Below are 16,478 nucleotides of genomic sequence, written 5' to 3'. Positions count from 1 at the left end.
TTGCTCGTTTTGCCTCCTCTTTGCGGCCAGCATGACCCCTGTCAGATCGGCAATTCACTTTTCCCCGCTGTTCAGATTCTTAGAACCACCTCTATTACGCAGACCATCCAGCGCCTTTGAAAAACCGAATGAAGATGCAGCGCTACGCACACAGAACGCAGTCAGAGCCTTGGAAAACTGATTCGAGGGTACCTTCAAGAGACTGACGTAGGCTTTCAAAGTCAGCGCTACCATAGAAGCACCTATACCGATTAATAACACCAGTGATTGGCCTACATTTCCGGAGGTCGACCAGTAAACTGGGGACCAGCGTAATAGCCACATGAATGCACAGAGAAGAAAACCCGCGACTGTAGTGGCAATAATAAAATCTATTACGGTGCTTGATAGATAAAAACGTTTCAGTTTACTACTTGAGGCGGAGATGCGGGGCGTATCAATAACTTCATTTTGCATAGAAATCGCCTTACTTATCCACGACGAAACTCTTAATACCTAGACTGTACCCTACAACGCTTGTTTAAATTATACTTCGTGAAAACGCGTATTTTTAATATTCTTTTATGTCATTCGTTGGATAACTAACGTTGGCCGCTATTTGTATATAGTACCCTATTGCTCAGTGGCGATCCGCGAAATCTGTAGAGTATTGAATATATAGCGTTATGCACATGCGCTAAGCCTTTTGCGTTCCGACAGTCATCGAGCAAAGCGTTATGGATCTAAACTTGCTAGCACGGCTATAGACTTTACTAGACCTAATCAATACTACGGAACATCTTAACCAAAAAAGCGGTGACAGCAACTATTAGGCTTATTGATCCCGAAGCAGCCGCCAGTGGCCGATTGGCTGACGCCAATCATGGCTGCCATGCAGGCGGTGACCTCGCGATCAACCGCAACTTTCTCCTTAGCTTTGCGACGCGCTGATCGTCTTGACTGATTCCAGACGCGCTCTTCACTGACCCAGAACCGGACTTCTTCTTGCGCTCGACAAGCTCACATCGCTAAATGGCGAGGGGGGAGAACAGTTGATTGGCGTCGTTTACCGGCAGCGGCCCGATCGGCGCTACAGCCGCACTCTGGTATATCAGAACATTTTCAGCAAGTCGCGCTGCCCTCGCGGGCATTACTCACTTGACCACGTTTATGCTAAAGTATTATTTAACCACAATACAATAAATTATATCGTAAAACTTTATTTAACCGATCTGTTTCATAATCATGCAAGCGGCCTGAATTATCAATGCCCTTACCGACCTCGCGGTGGGGTTGTCCGGTACGCCCTATGTTGCTTCCGGTAGTGGGTAATCACAGCAGAACGATGCAAAATCCTTCGCGAATTTGGGATGAAGTGGTCGTTTCGTTGGTAACGGGGATGGCACATGATCGAAGAAATTCTCGGGAACGAAGTATTCCTACAAGGCAAGTATATTAGTCTCGGGATTAATGGCAGCGGCACGCTGGGGACGAAGCAGACGGCTCCCGATAGCGTATATACCGACAGTATCAACGGTTTCATCCGCTTGGGTATGGTCGCGGACGTAGATGGCTTTGGCACTGGTAAGGCCGCTACACGGGAAACAATGCTGACCGGTACTCCCCCAGGAAGGCTTTTCGCTCGGCTACGATATCGGTAGCAGCCATTACGTACGCACTAACGCAGAACGCACCTCAATGCGGCAGATCGCCGATGGCGCCACCAGTGCCCAATCAAGCGGCAACACGATGACTGCGGCTTGGAACGGCATGACGGCCGAGAAGGTGAAGATCGATCAGGTCATGTCTCTGGCAGATGATGCCAATTTCGTGCGGGTCGATATTACCCTGACCAATCAGACGGGTGCCGCGATGGACAATGTGCGCTATATGCGGACGATTGATCCGGACCATGGGCCTAGTTTCACGACGATCAATACCATCATCGAGCAAGGTGGTGACGGTGCTGACGGTGCATTGATCGCCGCCTATGCCGCCAAGGGGTCAACACCGTTCTTCTACTATTCCGCCGATGATCGCGCGAAGGTGTCAACTTACGGCCTGAAGAACTATGATCCCTACGCAGCGGCTGCGTATACAACAGCTCAGTCCGAAGGCTTTAGTAAGGCGGCCGACGAGTCTATTAACATCAATTTTGATATCGGGACTCTGGCCGCAGGTGCTACGACGACTGTCACGTTCTACTTCGGTATTACCGACAATCTCAATACGACCATATCTACAATCAAAAGTCACGACACGTCGACTTCCACCCCACCCCCGGTGCAGGTGCCAGTCAATCATGCGCCTACGGTAACGAACGATAGCGCTTCGACGACGGGGACCGCGGCAGCCACGGGTAACGTCCTGGCTAACGACAAGGATACAGACGGCGATGCGCTGACCGCTAGCCTGGTCAAGGGACCGACGCATGGTACGCTGACGTTCGCAGCCGACGGTAGCTACAGCTACGTTGCCGAGAAGGGCTATGTCGGCACCGATAACTTCACCTATGCCGCCTCAGACGGCAAGGCGTCGGCCAATGCGACGGTTGCGATCAATGTCGCTGCAGTGCCTAATAGCACGCCAACGGTAGCCAACGATGCAGCTTCAACGACTGGGACTGCGCCTGCGACAGGGAATGTACTGGCTAACGATAAGGATACAGACGGCGATGCGCTGACCGCTAGCCTGGTCAAGGGACCGACGCATGGTACGCTGACGTTCGCAGCCGACGGTAGCTACAGCTACGTTGCCGAGAAGGGCTATGTCGGCACCGATAACTTCACCTATGCCGCCTCAGACGGCAAGGCGTCGGCCAATGCGACGGTTGCGATCAATGTCGCTGCAGTGCCTAATAGCACGCCAACGGTAGCCAACGATGCAGCTTCAACGACTGGGACTGCGCCTGCGACAGGGAATGTACTGGCTAACGATAAGGATACAGACGGCGATGCGCTGACCGCTAGCCTGGTTAAGGGACCCACGCATGGTACGCTGACGTTCGCAGCCGACGGTAGCTATAGCTACGTTGCCGAGAAGGGCTATGTCGGCACCGATAACTTCACCTATGCCGCCTCGGACGGCAAGGCGTCGGCCAATGCGACGGTTGCGATCAATGTCGCTGCAGTGCCTAATAGCACGCCAACGGTAGCCAACGATGCAGCTTCAACGACTGGGACTGCGCCTGCGACAGGGAATGTCCTGGCTAACGATAAGGATACAGACGGCGATGCGCTGACCGCTAGCCTGGTTAAGGGACCCACGCATGGTACGCTGACGTTCGCAGCCGACGGTAGCTACAGCTACGTTGCCGAGAAGGGCTATGTCGGCACCGATAACTTCACCTATGCCGCCTCAGACGGCAAGGCGTCGGCCAATGCGACGGTTGCGATCGACGTGAACGCCGAAGTGATAGTCAAGGTGCCAACGACCGTGACTTTGCTGCAGAATGGTTCAGATGTGGCCAATCAGCTGCTGATTGCTACGTTGGGGCATGATGTTTTCTATTTCGACAACAGTAAGGCCTCAGGGATCGATACTATCCAGGGGGTTTGATCGCGGCGACGTGATCGAGCTAAAAAAAAGCCCTATACGATGGCAACGGAGATGGGATCATCACCACCTCCAAGGGGGATTTGCCCTTCAGAATCCAGCGAGTACGAATATCCTGAAAATCGGAGATGTGCCCAGTCTTCGCCTTATGGGGACCGGCGACGATGGTTCGTACATTTATGCGTCCGGCGCAGCCCGCCCGCGTGGTGCGCAGGAAAGCAAAATGGGTGACGACCGTCTGGCAGGCGATGTCAAAGACAAAAAAATGCAGACCTTCTTCTTTGACACAGCGCTTGATCTAAACCTTGGTCACGATACGCTTGCCAACTTTGGTAAGAAAGACATTATAGTGACGACCGAGGCACTGGCCTTAGACACGACTGGACACGTCGCACGGACGGTGGATGGAAAAATTGCGCTGACCAGCAGCGGTAGTGAGCATGCGATCGGAGAGATTGATATCTTTGCGATCGGTGGGGGGCCACGCGCCTGCATTGGAATTTGACGGGTCGGTCACGCGGGATGGTGCAAACTACTACGTCTATAGCCTTGATGGATCCGCTGCCGGCCTAGCCAGTCTCGTCATCTGAAAAGCTGTTAAAGCACATATCATGTTAAAGGGGGCGGCCTTTCGACCGCCCCCCTTCTTCATTTCGGTCATCTGGCGGATAAATCAGGCGCCAGGAGTGACGCCATAGTAGTAATAATTCACGCCGCCAACCATCTTCGTATCGAGCAGGCTCAGGTGATCGATGCCCGGGTTTACGAACTCAATCTGACCGCCATGCGTCGGGCCGTTGTCACCCTTGATGCCGTCAGTGTCACCCGGCAAGTCGAGAACCATATTCTTACCGAACGTGATCACGGCGCCCATGTCCGTTCCGTTATGAACCTTCGTGGTGGTGACAATGCGATCGTCCGCACCAAAGTTCGAAATTGTATCGCCGCCCAGGTTCAAGCCAAGCGCGGTATCATACAGGTACGTCTTGGCGCCCGTTCCGGCATTGAAAGCGTCGTTGCCCACGGTACCTTCGGTCATACCAGCAAGACGCGTGCTCGCATCAGCATAAGCATGGCCCGTGCCGTTGCCCTTGGTGCCAAGATAACGCAGGGCATCAATGTTTTGGCCAGTGCTATTGCTGATCGTGATCTGTGCTTCGCCAGCGTTCTTATTGCCTGCACCGGTACGATCGATGTCGAGCTGACCATTCGGACCGAACGAGATGATGCCGTCGTTATTGCCGTCGAAGATCTTCTGGAAGTTGATGATCGAGTCGTTCTTGTCGAAGTTCTGGATCGTATCGTCACCGGTAATGCCGTTACCGAACACGAAGGCCACAGCCTGCTTGCCGGTCGCGTCATAATCCAGCGTATCATACGTATCATTTGTGTTATTGAAGGCAATGTCAAAACCCGTCGCCGTCGTGATCAGCGAATCATTAGTACCAAGAGCCATGATATCGTTCCCTGTTAGTTTGCGCCGCACCAATTAACTTCCACGCCAGAAGGCAGTAACCGCCTTCCGGACGTCGTATGGCTGCGAGTGCATGCAAATTAACAATTCGTCAACTATTTGTTATTAGGCTAGGCCCATTTTGATACACTTCCAACGGGCTTCAAAAAACGAGAGTGATATACGCTTAGCTCTGGAGAAAGATGCATCGGCTGTTAACCAAGCTGTGCTTTTTTTTACAAATAGAGCTCGATACCCCTGTGTGATGCCATGGCCGACCACGTTACCAAACGGTGGGTAGCCCTTTTGTCAAAAAGGAGGCTGTGCACGCCGCAGACTAATATCGCCTAGGCATCCAGAAAGGGGTGCGAGAGTGATTCGTCTGCCAGCTCGATTTCGATCTGGCGCAGCTCATCCTTATATACAAGCCTTGGGCATTAACGAACATCGGCGTTATTACCGCAAACCATACGCGCGATCTGTTGTGTGCTAGCATTACAGTTGCATTCTCGACTTGAGGTGAGCGCGGCGGGCGGCCGCTTGGTGCGCTCGTCGCCATAACGACCATGCGATGATGTGGGCGGGCGCGATACGGCGCTGGGCGAGCCGAACGGCAATGCGTCGAACTTCTTGTATGGACCAGCGGATCAGCGCCGGGGTGTCGTGCGCATTCTTTTTGGGGGCGTCACCTCGTTTGCGTGGTGGCGGATCACCGCCATCATGGCGAACGCGAGCATGACCAGCGACACGTGGCGATGCCATCCATGCCAGGAGCGGGTTTCGTTATGGTCGAGGCCGAGTTCGTTCTTGGTCGTCTCAAAGCTGTCCTCGATCGCCCAGCGGTGGCCTTCAACCTGCACGAGCGCGTCGATCCCGGTCCCGGCCGGGCACCAGGTTGTGAAGAACGCCATTTCGCCACCGTCTTGGGGTTGATCCCAAGCTCCCTGCTCAGCGTCGAGAGCGAAGCTTGCGATCGCTGTATTGCTGCTCTGACGGCGTGCGTGGTCGTGGCGCTCCCGTGACGTACCTGTCCCATATGGCTTCCTTCCATTCTAACGAAAGGATCGCACCATCAAACCGTGGGATCAAACACCTAGCGTGCCACACGAGCACCGGAAAACCACCGCCCCTTCCGCTTCGCTCAGGATCGGCTTCGTCACAAGTCTGAGCCGCGCTCGCATGATCGTACCTGTGGGTCTGATGGAGCGATAAACGGTAACGCCCTAACCGCCTACGTGACCCGCGTTCTGGTGCCCGAACTTTACGCGTAGGAATGCGGCCTTTCACCCTATCGTTCCTGCCGGTTGGAGTGTTTCGTAGGGCCGCACTTTCCAAGCTCATTGGCCAGCGCAACCCGTCACAATCTACAAAGATAACCGCTCAACACTTGCCGCTTTCGACCTGCGGATTTGCCATGACTCTTTAGAGCCCGACCGAAAATTGAGTTGAGCGATTTCAGTACCTTGTGATTCACTGGGATTGCGAAGACCACGAGGATCACATGAGCTGGACTGAAACCGCTCGGCGCGAGCATGACAGAAGCGGGCTGCGCTATGCAAGCGACTGCACCGATGAGGAATGGGCTGTCATCCGGCCGCTATTGAGGCGAACCTCCAGGGTTGGACGCCCACGCAACACAAGGCGCGGACCCTGTGGAACGCGATCCAGTATATCGCATCGACGGGGTGCCAATGGGCGCAACTGCCCAAGGACTTCCCGCCCTTCACGACGGTGCAGTACCATTTCTACCGTATGCGCGACAACGGCCTGCTCGTTGTCATCAACGCGGTGTTGGTAGGATGGGGTCGCGCACATTGATCGGCTGACGGTCGAAATCATCAGACGATCCAACCTGACGGGCTTCATTATTCTGCCACGGCGCTGGGTCGTCGAACGTACCCTGGCGTGGCTCAACCGATGCCGGCGCCTAGCCAAGGACTGGGAAGTCTCCATCGCGTCATCCGAAGCGTAATTGGTTATTTCGTCCAGCAGCGAATGACGCGCCGTATTGCTAAACTCGAATTATGAGTCGGGGTCTTGGAGAATACGGCGCGAACCGTTCGATCTGTTCACCAACAGCTAGTACAAGTCGCTTGCTATCAGCCCCCCGCATGCAACCTGAACCAGATCGTCATTTTAGATTAATAGGCCCGGAACCTAAGTTAACAATAAGCTTGGAAACGGCGTCGCTTCCAGAAAGCGACGCCGTCGTAAATTAAATTAAAACAGTACTCGATTTAGCCACCTATTACGGGCATCGCAGTCGTGCTGCCCACCAAGCTGTAAACGTAATAATGCGTTCCGCCGGATGTCTGTTCGCCATCGAACTCCAGCGCCGTGACGGCTCGACCGCTCAAATCAGTTACGCCTACAGTGCCGAGATCAAGCCCATCATGGAAGCTGAAGACCCCGTCATGAGTGCTAATGGTCGACGTACCATTCTCAGCGAGCTTGCTAGTCGATATGATAAAGTCCTTACTGCCGAAATTGACAATTTTATCTTTTCCAAGATCGAGATTGAGGTCGGTGTCAAAGAAAAAGGCATTGGTGGCCTTGTCTTTCGCGTCGCCGGTTAATGTGTCAGCGGTAGTAAGCTTGCCCTCCACCGACTTGTTGGGGCGAACTGCGGCATTGCCATAGACGAAGCCGTCATCGGTTTGACCAAGAAGACGTAACCCTTTGGCTAGGTCGAGTTTAAGCGTCCCACCCCCTGCGCCCAAATCGAGTAGGCCGTTGCGGCCAAAGGTTATGATCCCGTCACCGTTCCCATCCGCCAGCGCCGTTTTCATGACTAGAATATCGTCGGTATCGAATCCGACAATTTTGTCCGCACCGCGGTTAACAGTTTGGTCAAAGCGGAACTGGTCATGGCCTGTCGTACCGTTAAAAACGTCCGCCGCAGCGGTACCAGCAAACTTGGACACCGCGGGAATCGTAGTAGCGGGAGCATCGGTCTGCCCTGACGGCAGCGAAGCAGGACTGGTGCCCGGTCCCGATGCCGGCGATTGTAGTACAGGCAATGTAACGACAGGGACCACTGTTACCGGGATGGAAGTTACGGGAGCTGTAACATTCGGACCCGTAACGACTGGGGCTGCGATCAGGGGATCCGTGGGTAGCAGACCGGCCGAATTTTTACCGACCGCATCAACTAGCGTGACCATGGCGTCGGTCAGTCCACCGATCGTGCCAGTCTTCAGTGCGCCGGTCGCAGCCCTTACGACCTGGACGTCGCTAATCGTCACACTGCCGCCTTCGTTCAGGAACACTCGCGTTCCTGAACCTGCATCGGCAAAATAGCCTCCTTCAATCGTCAGCGACGCACCCTTTATGATGTGTATCTGATTTTGTCCGTTAAGCGGTCCACCACGCTTGTCAGGGTTGAGACCGACGACGTCGATCATCGTCGTATCGCCCCAGATACGATAGTTTCGGCTATTATCTTCGGCTAGAGTTCGAACTAGTGTCGTAGACTTCGATTTGAGATCGTAGCCGGCGTCCGTGTTGCCGCGCGCAATAGTGTCTTCAAACAGAACGTTGTAGACACCCTTTTCGGTCGCGAAACCATCGCCATTCCAATATTTGCCACCAGTCGTGTCCGTCGCGTTTTCCATTGTTACGCGGCGCAGAACGATATCATGCGTAGTACCGGTAATATGCACGCCCATGGCGAATTCATCGCCATCCTGCCGCTCGCTATCTGCGCGTACGTCTTGGATCAGCACATTGCTGCTATTGTAGCCGATCTCGATCAAGCCCTTGGAAAAACCTTCTACATCGATATCGCGGAGTGCCAGGTTGGTTACACTAGCGCTTTTGTTGCCTGACCCGATATAGGTCTGGAAGAAGTGTGCGACATTGTCTGCATCGACATGCTCGATCGTGATGTTGGCAACATCGCCCGCAGCCCGGAAGGCTGTTGCGGTATTGTTTACCTGGAGATGTTCAAAGGTAAGGTTGCCTGCGCCTTTCTGGAATTTGAACAGCTCGTTACCGCTAGCGTTTCCGATCGCATAGGTTGCAGGCCGAGTTCCTTCGATCACCGCTTCCTGATCGGCGCCGGTTTTGCTGTTGACGCCCTTGATTGTCACGGCGTCAGCGAAGCTAGCCCCGCTCCAAATATTTACGCTGTTGGTCATCTTGTAGCTTCCAAGATCGGCCGCCAGGAGCACGGTACCGCCGGACCCTGCCTTGCGAATGGCACCATCCATACTGGTAAGGGCGGCGGTGTTCGCCCAATCGGATCCGCTCTTGTTCCCCGACCCGGTCGGGCTGATGTAAAAATTGGGCATGTCGCGAGTTCCGTAAGGAGGGTGCTGTTCTCGGGCATTCCGAGCTCACGAATGTTTAGTCGCGAGAGAGCATCGATTCGGTTCGCAAAACCGGTCAAAGGGCGATTAACCCTTCATTCTCAAAAAGTATGATGTCGGGGGAGTTGACGGCGGCGCCACAGCGCGGAATGCCCTGTATGACTATTAAGGAACGGTATCGTGCCGCATTCACCGATCGTGTTTCCATTCTCCAGCTACGATATCGGCGGCAGTCATGTCGCGACGTATGAACTTGCTGTTGCCCTGCAAAAGGATTTTCATCGACGCTGTATATTCCTATGCGCTAGCGGCACGCCGATCGCCAATGAAGCGCAGCGACTAGGCATAGAGGTGGTCGATACCGGTGAGATGGCCAAATCGCGCGCGTCGCTAAGACAACGTCGTAGCCCAATCCATACATTGCGTCGCTTCCCCTCACGATTGGCGATCATGCGACAGATCGGTCGGTGTATCGTTCATGCCAATGATATTGTTGACATCCAGACGTTTGGAATCGTCGCCAAAATTTTAGGTGGGAAGATCGTCTACCACCACCATGCGCTCAATCGAATGGTGCTGCCCAATCGGCTGCTAATCGGCCGTGCCGATGCCGTGATCGCGGTGTCGGAGACATGCCGTGCGCCATTGTCTTTCGTACCGCCCGCACGATTGCAGATCGTGCTCAACCCAATCGAAGTGCCACAGGCCTTCGATCGGAATGCCGCGCGTGCGCGGGTGTGCGCCAAGCTCGGCATCGATAATAATGACACGCTAGTTGGATTTGTCGGAAACCTGTGGGATCGTAAACGACCCGAATTCTTCCTGCGTACTGCGGCCGTGATGGCGCTCACCGACAGTTGCATGCGCTTCATCGTCTTCGGTCGTAAGGGCGACGTCGACGTGCCGGAGATGAAGGCGCTGGCGGACACATTGGGCATCGCTGACCGCGTCATCTTTGCCGGGTTTATGATGCCAGCAGAAGACAATATCGCCGCACTTGACCTGTTGATGGCACCGGCGATCCGCGAACCGTTCGGGCGCACGCCGATTGAAGCCGCGCTGCTCGGGACACCCTGGGTGGCAACGGACGATGCAGGACACGGTGAAATCGGCCGGCAATGGCGAGGGGGGCAACTGGTGCCGATCGATGCCGATGAGGCGACGTTTGCTCATGCGGCGCTGGCCGTCCCATCTAATCCGGCATCGGTGGTGGCAACCCCAGATCAGCGCATGAGCATTGCTGCCGATTTTTCACCGCACCGAGAAGCCGCCAAGGTCGAGGCGATCTACCGACGGCTGGAAACTTGACGCCCTAGCGGCGCAATCCGCGGCCGACCCGTGCTCGCAGCCGTTTGGTGGCGGGCAGAGTCCATCCATAGCTGAGAACAGCCAAAGGGCGGGTTGCAGCGAGCAGCAAGGCGCTCCCTTTGCGTCCGTTGCGCCACAAATCGTGTGCGCGATGCCCCCTCTCCCAACGTTGCCATACTTCTACGATAGCGATGCAAAGCGGCGCGCGTTTGGGAAGAGGCGGTCTCGCCATGTTGCGCTAGCAGTGTTTGCGCAATCCACATCCGGTCAGCGTGTTTGGGTATTGTGCGCGTGCCACCCGAGACCGTCTTCGAGGTCATGCTTTGCGGTAGCGTGTAGATATATAGCGGTTCGTGAACGAGCACGCCTCGGCCGCCGGCGAGCAAGACCATCATGAAGAAATGGAAGTCCTCCGCATACCGAATTTCGGTCGAATAGCGGATCGCATGCGCGTTCAGAAACGTGCGCGATACGATCGGCTTGAGCAGGCCGAAACGGACGGTGACGAAGGGACGTTCGCTGTCTAAAAAGCGCGCTGGCGTGATCGACGACACGCCACCGTCCACGGGCAGCACTGCGCCAAGTTCCTGCTTCGATCCTTCGTCGTAGCGGATATAATTGTCGGCGACGATCACTGCACCTTCGGCTTGGGCCGCGGCAAGCATCCGTTCAAGCCGATGGGATCGCCATCGATCGTCCGCATCAAGTACAGCCAACCAGTCACCGCAGGCGGCATCAATGGCGCGATTGCGTGCTGCGCTGGGTCCGCCGTTGCGCTCAGCACGGAGCAGGCGAATGCGCGGATCAACGGCTGAGCGGCGTTCGACGATCGCGCAGGTGTCGTCGGTAGAACAATCGTCCGCTACCACCGCTTCCCAGTCAGGAATCGTCTGTGCAACGACGCTGTCGAGCGCCTGTTCGATATAAGCAGCGGCGTTATAGGCGGCGATCAGGACGGACACGCGCGGCATATCAGACCCGCACGGTCACAGGCACGAAGCGCGGCCTGTACGATTGACGCATTAATTGATGCCGATTGCGTACCATATATACCGTATAACCGCAAAGCAGGGCGTAATAGATTAGCCCTTCGATATTCCACATCGGCATGGTCGCCATATTAAGGATAATGAACGAGATGTGCCCTGTCAGGCACGTCCAGCGCGCGGGGATAGGGACGATAAAGCTAAGACTCAGAAACCATATCCATACGATGATGTAACAAGCAACGCCGACCAGACCCAGTTCGTATAGCGCCGATACCAACGTATTATGCGCATAAACCTTCATCTTGCCGACCCAGGTTTCTGGACCCAACCCGATCATATGCTGGCGCGCGGTGCTCTCGTCCCACGCATAATAATATTCGCTCCAGATCATCGGGCGACCACTCATAATATGGCGCTCTTCGACCGTAAACGTCGTGGGGGGCTTAATGAGGCTGGTGTTGCGCTCGAGAAGCAGGCCTAGGTCGCTGAAGCGCTCCGCCTGGCTGACGGCGATTGCCAGGCCTCCAGCGGTAATCAGTACCACAAGTGCCGACCCCACGATTGCACGCTGCCGCGGAAGGAAGCGACGCGTGCCGTCTATGAAGAGGGACATTGCCAACAACGGTACGATGGAGGCAAGCGAGGTCCGATAATTAGCCACAAAGATGCCGATTGAGCACCAGACGATGAGTCCGAACTTAAGCTTGGAGTTAATATGACGCGATAGGCACACCGCCAGCAATGTACCGCATAGCAACATTGAGAAAGCAGCTTCGTGATTGAAGCCACCAATATACGCCGCCGAGCCGTCGGTCTCGCTCTGCTTGACCACGCCCAGCAGTGTACCCACGAGCTGGAAGATAAGCGGCGACAGCAAGGCGAGAATAACGGTGCGCATGACCTTATCCCTCGCCATGTATCTCCAATGCCTCAATTGCTAGCAATGCCACGACAATGAGATAGCCCAATTTGGTGACGTAGGTCGCAAGGTCAGGCAGCGCATGGTTGAGCGTACCGCTCAAAACCCCAACGACAAGCAGCGGCAATATTGGCAAGACGATCATTGGCGATATGCTTCGGCGCCGGAGCACCATAAATCCGACTACTAAAAAAACGATCGATGACAGGGCGTTCCACGAAAGCCCGATCGGGGAGGGTCTAAAGGTGAAGACCCAGGCCGCCGACAGCAGGGGGCGCATGCCGATCGTTATCACTAGCATGCGTCCCGCCGGCGACGGCAGCTCTCGGCTGAGGCGGAATATCGCCACGATGCCGAGCAAGACCATCGGCAGCAGCACGAATATGGGCATTCCCCGCCCGAGATATTGCGCTGATTCCATAGTCCGACCCTTAGACCAGTAAAATTGCTCAATCTATAAAGCTGTCGATGATAACCGTCGCTTTGCGCAAAAGCGCAGACGCAGCTCAAAGCCGCATATCGCTGGCAGTGCTGCAACCCGTCTAATCCCGGTACTTGGCCAAGGGGGAAGCCATTGCCGCCAGCGATACCTTGTCCAACCACCGTCGCGCCTTAAAAGCCGTATTGCGGTGGACCTGTACCGCCAGGACGGCGGGGTCGATGCACGATCTTTGCTGCACGATTGCATTTTTGCCCGACTTTAAAACTCGGATGTGGATGCGGATGCGCGGCGGGTTACGCAAGAAGCCCGCCATAGCACTTGGGCCTGTATTCGCTGTCCAAGCTGCTGCGCAGCCGGTATAAGTTCGGTTTGAGATCTTATCCTACATGCTGATCGGACCTGCCCGTTCACCAGTAGGTTCGTCAGCATCTACCTGAATGCGGGGATGAGGGGATGGTTTGCAATGTCAACATTTACCTACAAACCGGTGCTGGGTCAGACCAATTGTGGTCTGCGTAGTGACAGCCTAATTGTCGGCAGGCGCGTGTTCGTCGCCAAGGTGGTCCGTCATACCCTGATCGGCAACGGCAGCTTGTTCGATTAGAATGTGATGGTAACTACGGACGTACCGCCGGACTGTGTGGTAGCAGGCGTTCCGCCCAATTTTCTGTAACTATAGGACCGGAATTCTGCATCAAACGCTAGGTCCCTGCGAGTATGATTCGGCGTTGCATAAGGGCACAATTTAAAGGTTTCGGGAACTAAATTAGGCGAAGATCGAGACCGGTATACAACGGTTACCTCTACATTAAGCAAGTTTCTTCGCGATAGGCGAACCTGCAACGGTTACGACCAGTGCCACATTGCCGAGGTTTGAACGCTTATGAAAACTGCTCTTGCGCATCGCCAGATTAATGACGGACAGGCCCTGCCCCAATCCTGCATAGCTTTTGATGTCGACATGGGCACGCTACCGCCGCAGGGGGCATCGCCTGCCGGCGATCTTCAGCGGCAGGTCTGCAACGCTGCCCTGCGCGGCTTTTTCGAAGAGCCTCCCAAGACATGGCATTACGGCACCGCCCGGCGCATTGCGATCACCACGATAGCGGGCGCCACCGGTTGGGGGCGGTGTTTGGTCTTGGTTCTCTGCTGTTACGATAGTCCGCTCCACAGGAACGGTTGTCCGACACGTAGCAAGCGGCTAGTTGCTCACAGCGCAAGAGTGCCTGCCATTGGGTGCCGCTAGATCATCGGGGAACTCATCGCGTGAAAATCGGGATCGCGGGCCTGCGAGGCATTCCTGGCGTCATGGGCGGGGTCGAGGCCCATGTCGAGGAACTCTATCCCCGCGTGAAGGCGCTGCGACAGGCATTGGATATCGATGTCGCGATGCGGGCGCCCTATGTCGATCCCGCACCGCGTGACTGGCAACAGCTTGCGTTGCTGCCGATCTGGGCACCGCGCAGCAAATATCTTGAGACGATTGTCCATACCGTCTGGGCGACCTGCTACCTCCGGTTCGTCCGGCGCTGTTCGGCAATCCACCTGCATGCGATCGGGCCCGGCTTGGCGGTGCCGCTCGCCCGGTTGCTGGGCATGCGCGTCCTGCTGACTCATCATGGCCGGGACTATGATCGCGCCAAGTGGAACCGCTTTGCCAAGGGAGTGCTGCAACTTGCCGAACGGATTGCCGTGAAGCACGCGCACGAGGTAATCGTCGTGTCGGAAAATGTCACCGAGACGCTGCGCCGACGCTTTCCTGCCAATGCCCACCGGATTCATTTCGTTCCCAACGGCGCCAGCCTGACCTTTGCTCAGGCATCGCGGACCCCAGACCCGACAGTCCTTGCCGCACTGGGGCTAAAGGCCGGTGAGTATATCCTGGGGGTTGGTCGTCTGGTGCCGGAAAAGGGGTTCGACGACCTGATCGAAGCTCATGCCGTCTCCGGCGATTCGCGGACGCTGGTAATCGCGGGTCGAGCGGATCACGATGACGGCTATGCCCGCCGCCTCACCGCGCGGGCGGGCGCGCGCGTAGTCTTCGTCGGGTTTCAACCGCACGAGGCGCTGCGCTCGCTTTATGCAGGCGCATCATTGTTTGTGCTGCCCTCGCATCACGAAGGCCTGCCGATCGCCGCACTGGAGGCGCTGGCGATGGATACGCCGACGCTGCTCAGCAACATTCCAGCTAATACCGAAATCGGGCTGGCGCCATCCCACCATTTTGCGGTCGGCGATATCGCAGCGCTGGCCACCAAGCTGCGCCTGTCGGGTGACAGTTTCGCGGTCGATGGCGCGACGATGCGGGAACGCTACGACTGGGACAAGATCGCCGCGAGCACCGCCGGGATTATTGACCGGTTGCTGACGCCGGTACGAGATGCGGACCGCGGACGATGAGCGTGCGCGTCCGTTTCCTCATCAATTCGCTGGCAGGCGGCGGAGCGGAGCGGGTAATGCTGACCCTACTAGCCGCGTCGCAGGCAAGGATGGCCGCATCGCCGTTCGCGCTCACGCTGCTCGACGACGACCCGGATGCCTATCCTCTGCCGGCATGGCTGCCGGTGGCACGGTTGGCGACGGCCGGATCGCTCGTGCGCGGCGTGTCCGCGATGCTGTCGCTCGTTCGGCGTGAGCGGCCGGCGCTGATCCTCAGCTTCCTGACTCGGTCCAACATCATCGCGGTGATCGTTGCCAGGCTGACCGGGCGGCGCGTTATTATCAGCGAGCGCGTCAACACAACGGCGCATCTTGCCGGCAGCCGCGTCGCCCGGCTGCTCGTCCGTGCCACCTACCCGCACGCCGATCGCGTGATCGCCGTGTCCGAGGGGGTCGCCGACGATCTAGTCGAGAATTTCGGCGTGGCCCGGGATCGCATTGTCGCCATCGCCAACCCGGTAGATATCGACGCGATTATAGCGCGCGGCCTGGAGCCCGCCACGCCACCGGTGGAGGGTGGCTTCGTCGTCGGGATGGGGCGACTCACCGAGACCAAGAACATGATGCTGTTGGTCGAAGCCTATGCTGCGGCCGCCATTGCGTTGCCGCTGGTGATCCTGGGCGAGGGACCGGAACGCGCCGCGATCGAGGCGCGCATCGCCGCGCTAGAAATTGCGGACCGGGTTCACCTGCTAGGGCTTCCAACCCAATCCCTTCGCCATCGTGGCGCAGGCCAGCCTCTATGTTAGCGCATCCAACGGCGAAGGCTTCCCGAATGCGCTGGTCGAGGCGATGGCACTGGGCGTACCGGTGATCGCCACTAATTGCGCGTCGGGCCCGTCAGAGATACTTGGCGATCTGCCGCGGCACGCTGTGCGCGATACAATGGTCACGTCTTGGGGTACGTTGGTGCCGGTCAACGACGTACAAAAGCTGGGAATCGCAATACGCGAGGGGCTGGAGGCACCGGATCGCATCGCTGCCCAAGGTGCCGCGGGGCAGATGCGCGCTCAAGAATATAGTGTCGATCGTGCCGTCGAGCATTATTGGACTATAATAGATCAGATAAAATAGACACGACAAA

General features: G+C 56.3%; 13 protein-coding genes and 3 pseudogenes. 9 read left to right on the top strand and 7 right to left on the bottom strand.

Annotated elements, in window-relative coordinates; genetic code table 11:
* Positions 1-54 precede the first annotated feature (54 nt).
* On the bottom strand, positions 55-456 hold the full coding sequence (locus tag NHF48_RS23085) for a hypothetical protein (protein ID WP_253072591.1): 402 nt from the start codon (positions 454-456) through the stop codon (positions 55-57).
* A 1,221-nt stretch (positions 457-1,677) separates the two neighbouring features.
* Here NHF48_RS23085 and NHF48_RS23080 point away from each other — a divergent pair.
* Positions 1,678-3,537 (top strand): Ig-like domain-containing protein, encoded by a 1,860-nt coding sequence (locus NHF48_RS23080; protein WP_253072590.1) that lies wholly within the window; start codon positions 1,678-1,680, stop codon positions 3,535-3,537.
* A 145-nt stretch (positions 3,538-3,682) separates the two neighbouring features.
* Positions 3,683-4,039: a hypothetical protein gene (locus tag NHF48_RS23075; protein WP_263817102.1), complete on the top strand. Its 357-nt coding sequence runs from the start codon at positions 3,683-3,685 to the stop codon at positions 4,037-4,039.
* A gap of 168 nt (positions 4,040-4,207) precedes the next feature.
* Here NHF48_RS23075 and NHF48_RS23070 read toward each other — a convergent pair whose 3' ends face one another.
* Both NHF48_RS23070 and NHF48_RS23065 read right to left on the bottom strand, forming a co-directional pair.
* Positions 4,208-4,990 (bottom strand): hypothetical protein, encoded by a 783-nt coding sequence (locus NHF48_RS23070; RefSeq protein WP_253072588.1) that lies wholly within the window; start codon positions 4,988-4,990, stop codon positions 4,208-4,210.
* A gap of 644 nt (positions 4,991-5,634) precedes the next feature.
* Positions 5,635-5,904: pseudogene (locus tag NHF48_RS23065) on the bottom strand (IS701 family transposase); the annotation flags it as partial.
* A gap of 698 nt (positions 5,905-6,602) precedes the next feature.
* Here NHF48_RS23065 and NHF48_RS26365 point away from each other — a divergent pair.
* Together NHF48_RS26365 and NHF48_RS26360 are read left to right on the top strand one after the other, a co-directional pair.
* Positions 6,603-6,736: pseudogene (locus tag NHF48_RS26365) on the top strand (transposase); the annotation flags it as partial.
* 76 nt (positions 6,737-6,812) lie between these two features.
* Positions 6,813-6,959: pseudogene (locus NHF48_RS26360) on the top strand (transposase); the annotation flags it as partial.
* A 265-nt stretch (positions 6,960-7,224) separates the two neighbouring features.
* Here NHF48_RS26360 and NHF48_RS23050 read toward each other — a convergent pair.
* Positions 7,225-9,279, bottom strand: a complete 2,055-nt coding sequence (locus tag NHF48_RS23050; RefSeq protein WP_253072587.1) for a hypothetical protein — start codon at positions 9,277-9,279, stop codon at positions 7,225-7,227.
* A 198-nt stretch (positions 9,280-9,477) separates the two neighbouring features.
* Here NHF48_RS23050 and NHF48_RS25585 point away from each other — a divergent pair, with 198 nt between their 5' ends.
* Positions 9,478-10,605 carry a glycosyltransferase family 4 protein gene (locus NHF48_RS25585; protein WP_253072586.1) on the top strand — a complete coding sequence of 376 codons (1,128 nt, stop codon included), beginning with the start codon at positions 9,478-9,480 and terminating at the stop codon, positions 10,603-10,605.
* On the opposite strand, the gene NHF48_RS23040 is transcribed toward NHF48_RS25585, so the two are convergent.
* Genes NHF48_RS23040 through NHF48_RS23030 form a run of 3 tightly spaced genes read right to left on the bottom strand, consistent with a single transcriptional unit; the run spans position 10,584 to position 12,934 of the window.
* Positions 10,584-11,567, bottom strand: coding sequence for a glycosyltransferase family 2 protein (locus NHF48_RS23040; protein WP_253072585.1), 984 nt, complete (start codon positions 11,565-11,567; stop codon positions 10,584-10,586). The two genes, NHF48_RS25585 and NHF48_RS23040, sit on opposite strands and share 22 nt — an antisense overlap.
* 10 nt (positions 11,568-11,577) lie before the next feature.
* Positions 11,578-12,492, bottom strand: a complete 915-nt coding sequence (locus NHF48_RS23035) for an O-antigen ligase family protein (RefSeq protein WP_253072584.1) — start codon at positions 12,490-12,492, stop codon at positions 11,578-11,580.
* Positions 12,493-12,496: 4 nt separating this feature from the next.
* On the bottom strand, positions 12,497-12,934 hold the full coding sequence (locus tag NHF48_RS23030; RefSeq protein WP_253072583.1) for a hypothetical protein: 438 nt from the start codon (positions 12,932-12,934) through the stop codon (positions 12,497-12,499).
* Positions 12,935-13,418: 484 nt separating this feature from the next.
* On the opposite strand from NHF48_RS23030, the gene NHF48_RS23025 reads away from it, so the two are divergent.
* The 4 genes from NHF48_RS23025 (at position 13,419) to NHF48_RS23010 (ending at position 16,468) form a co-directional block, all read left to right on the top strand.
* The gene (locus tag NHF48_RS23025) at positions 13,419-13,559 is read left to right on the top strand and encodes a hypothetical protein (protein WP_253072582.1); all 141 of its coding nucleotides are present in this window, start codon (positions 13,419-13,421) and stop codon (positions 13,557-13,559) included.
* Positions 13,560-14,221: 662 nt separating this feature from the next.
* Complete coding sequence (locus NHF48_RS23020; RefSeq protein WP_253072581.1) at positions 14,222-15,355, top strand: glycosyltransferase family 4 protein; 1,134 nt, start codon at positions 14,222-14,224, stop codon at positions 15,353-15,355.
* Between the two features lie 2 nt (positions 15,356-15,357).
* On the top strand, positions 15,358-16,143 hold the full coding sequence (locus NHF48_RS23015) for a glycosyltransferase (protein ID WP_263817100.1): 786 nt from the start codon (positions 15,358-15,360) through the stop codon (positions 16,141-16,143).
* A complete protein-coding gene (locus NHF48_RS23010; protein WP_253072579.1) occupies positions 16,118-16,468 on the top strand; it encodes a glycosyltransferase in 351 nt (116 codons plus the stop codon). The genes NHF48_RS23015 and NHF48_RS23010 overlap by 26 nt, the downstream gene beginning before the upstream one ends.
* Positions 16,469-16,478: the final 10 nt, after the last annotated feature.

It is taken from the genome of Sphingomonas sp. H160509 (genome assembly GCF_024124765.2).
Taxonomy (GTDB): Bacteria; Pseudomonadota; Alphaproteobacteria; order Sphingomonadales; family Sphingomonadaceae; genus Sphingomonas.
The sequence above is the reverse complement of the archived record's forward strand: the minus strand, read 5'-3'. Positions and strand labels throughout refer to the sequence as shown.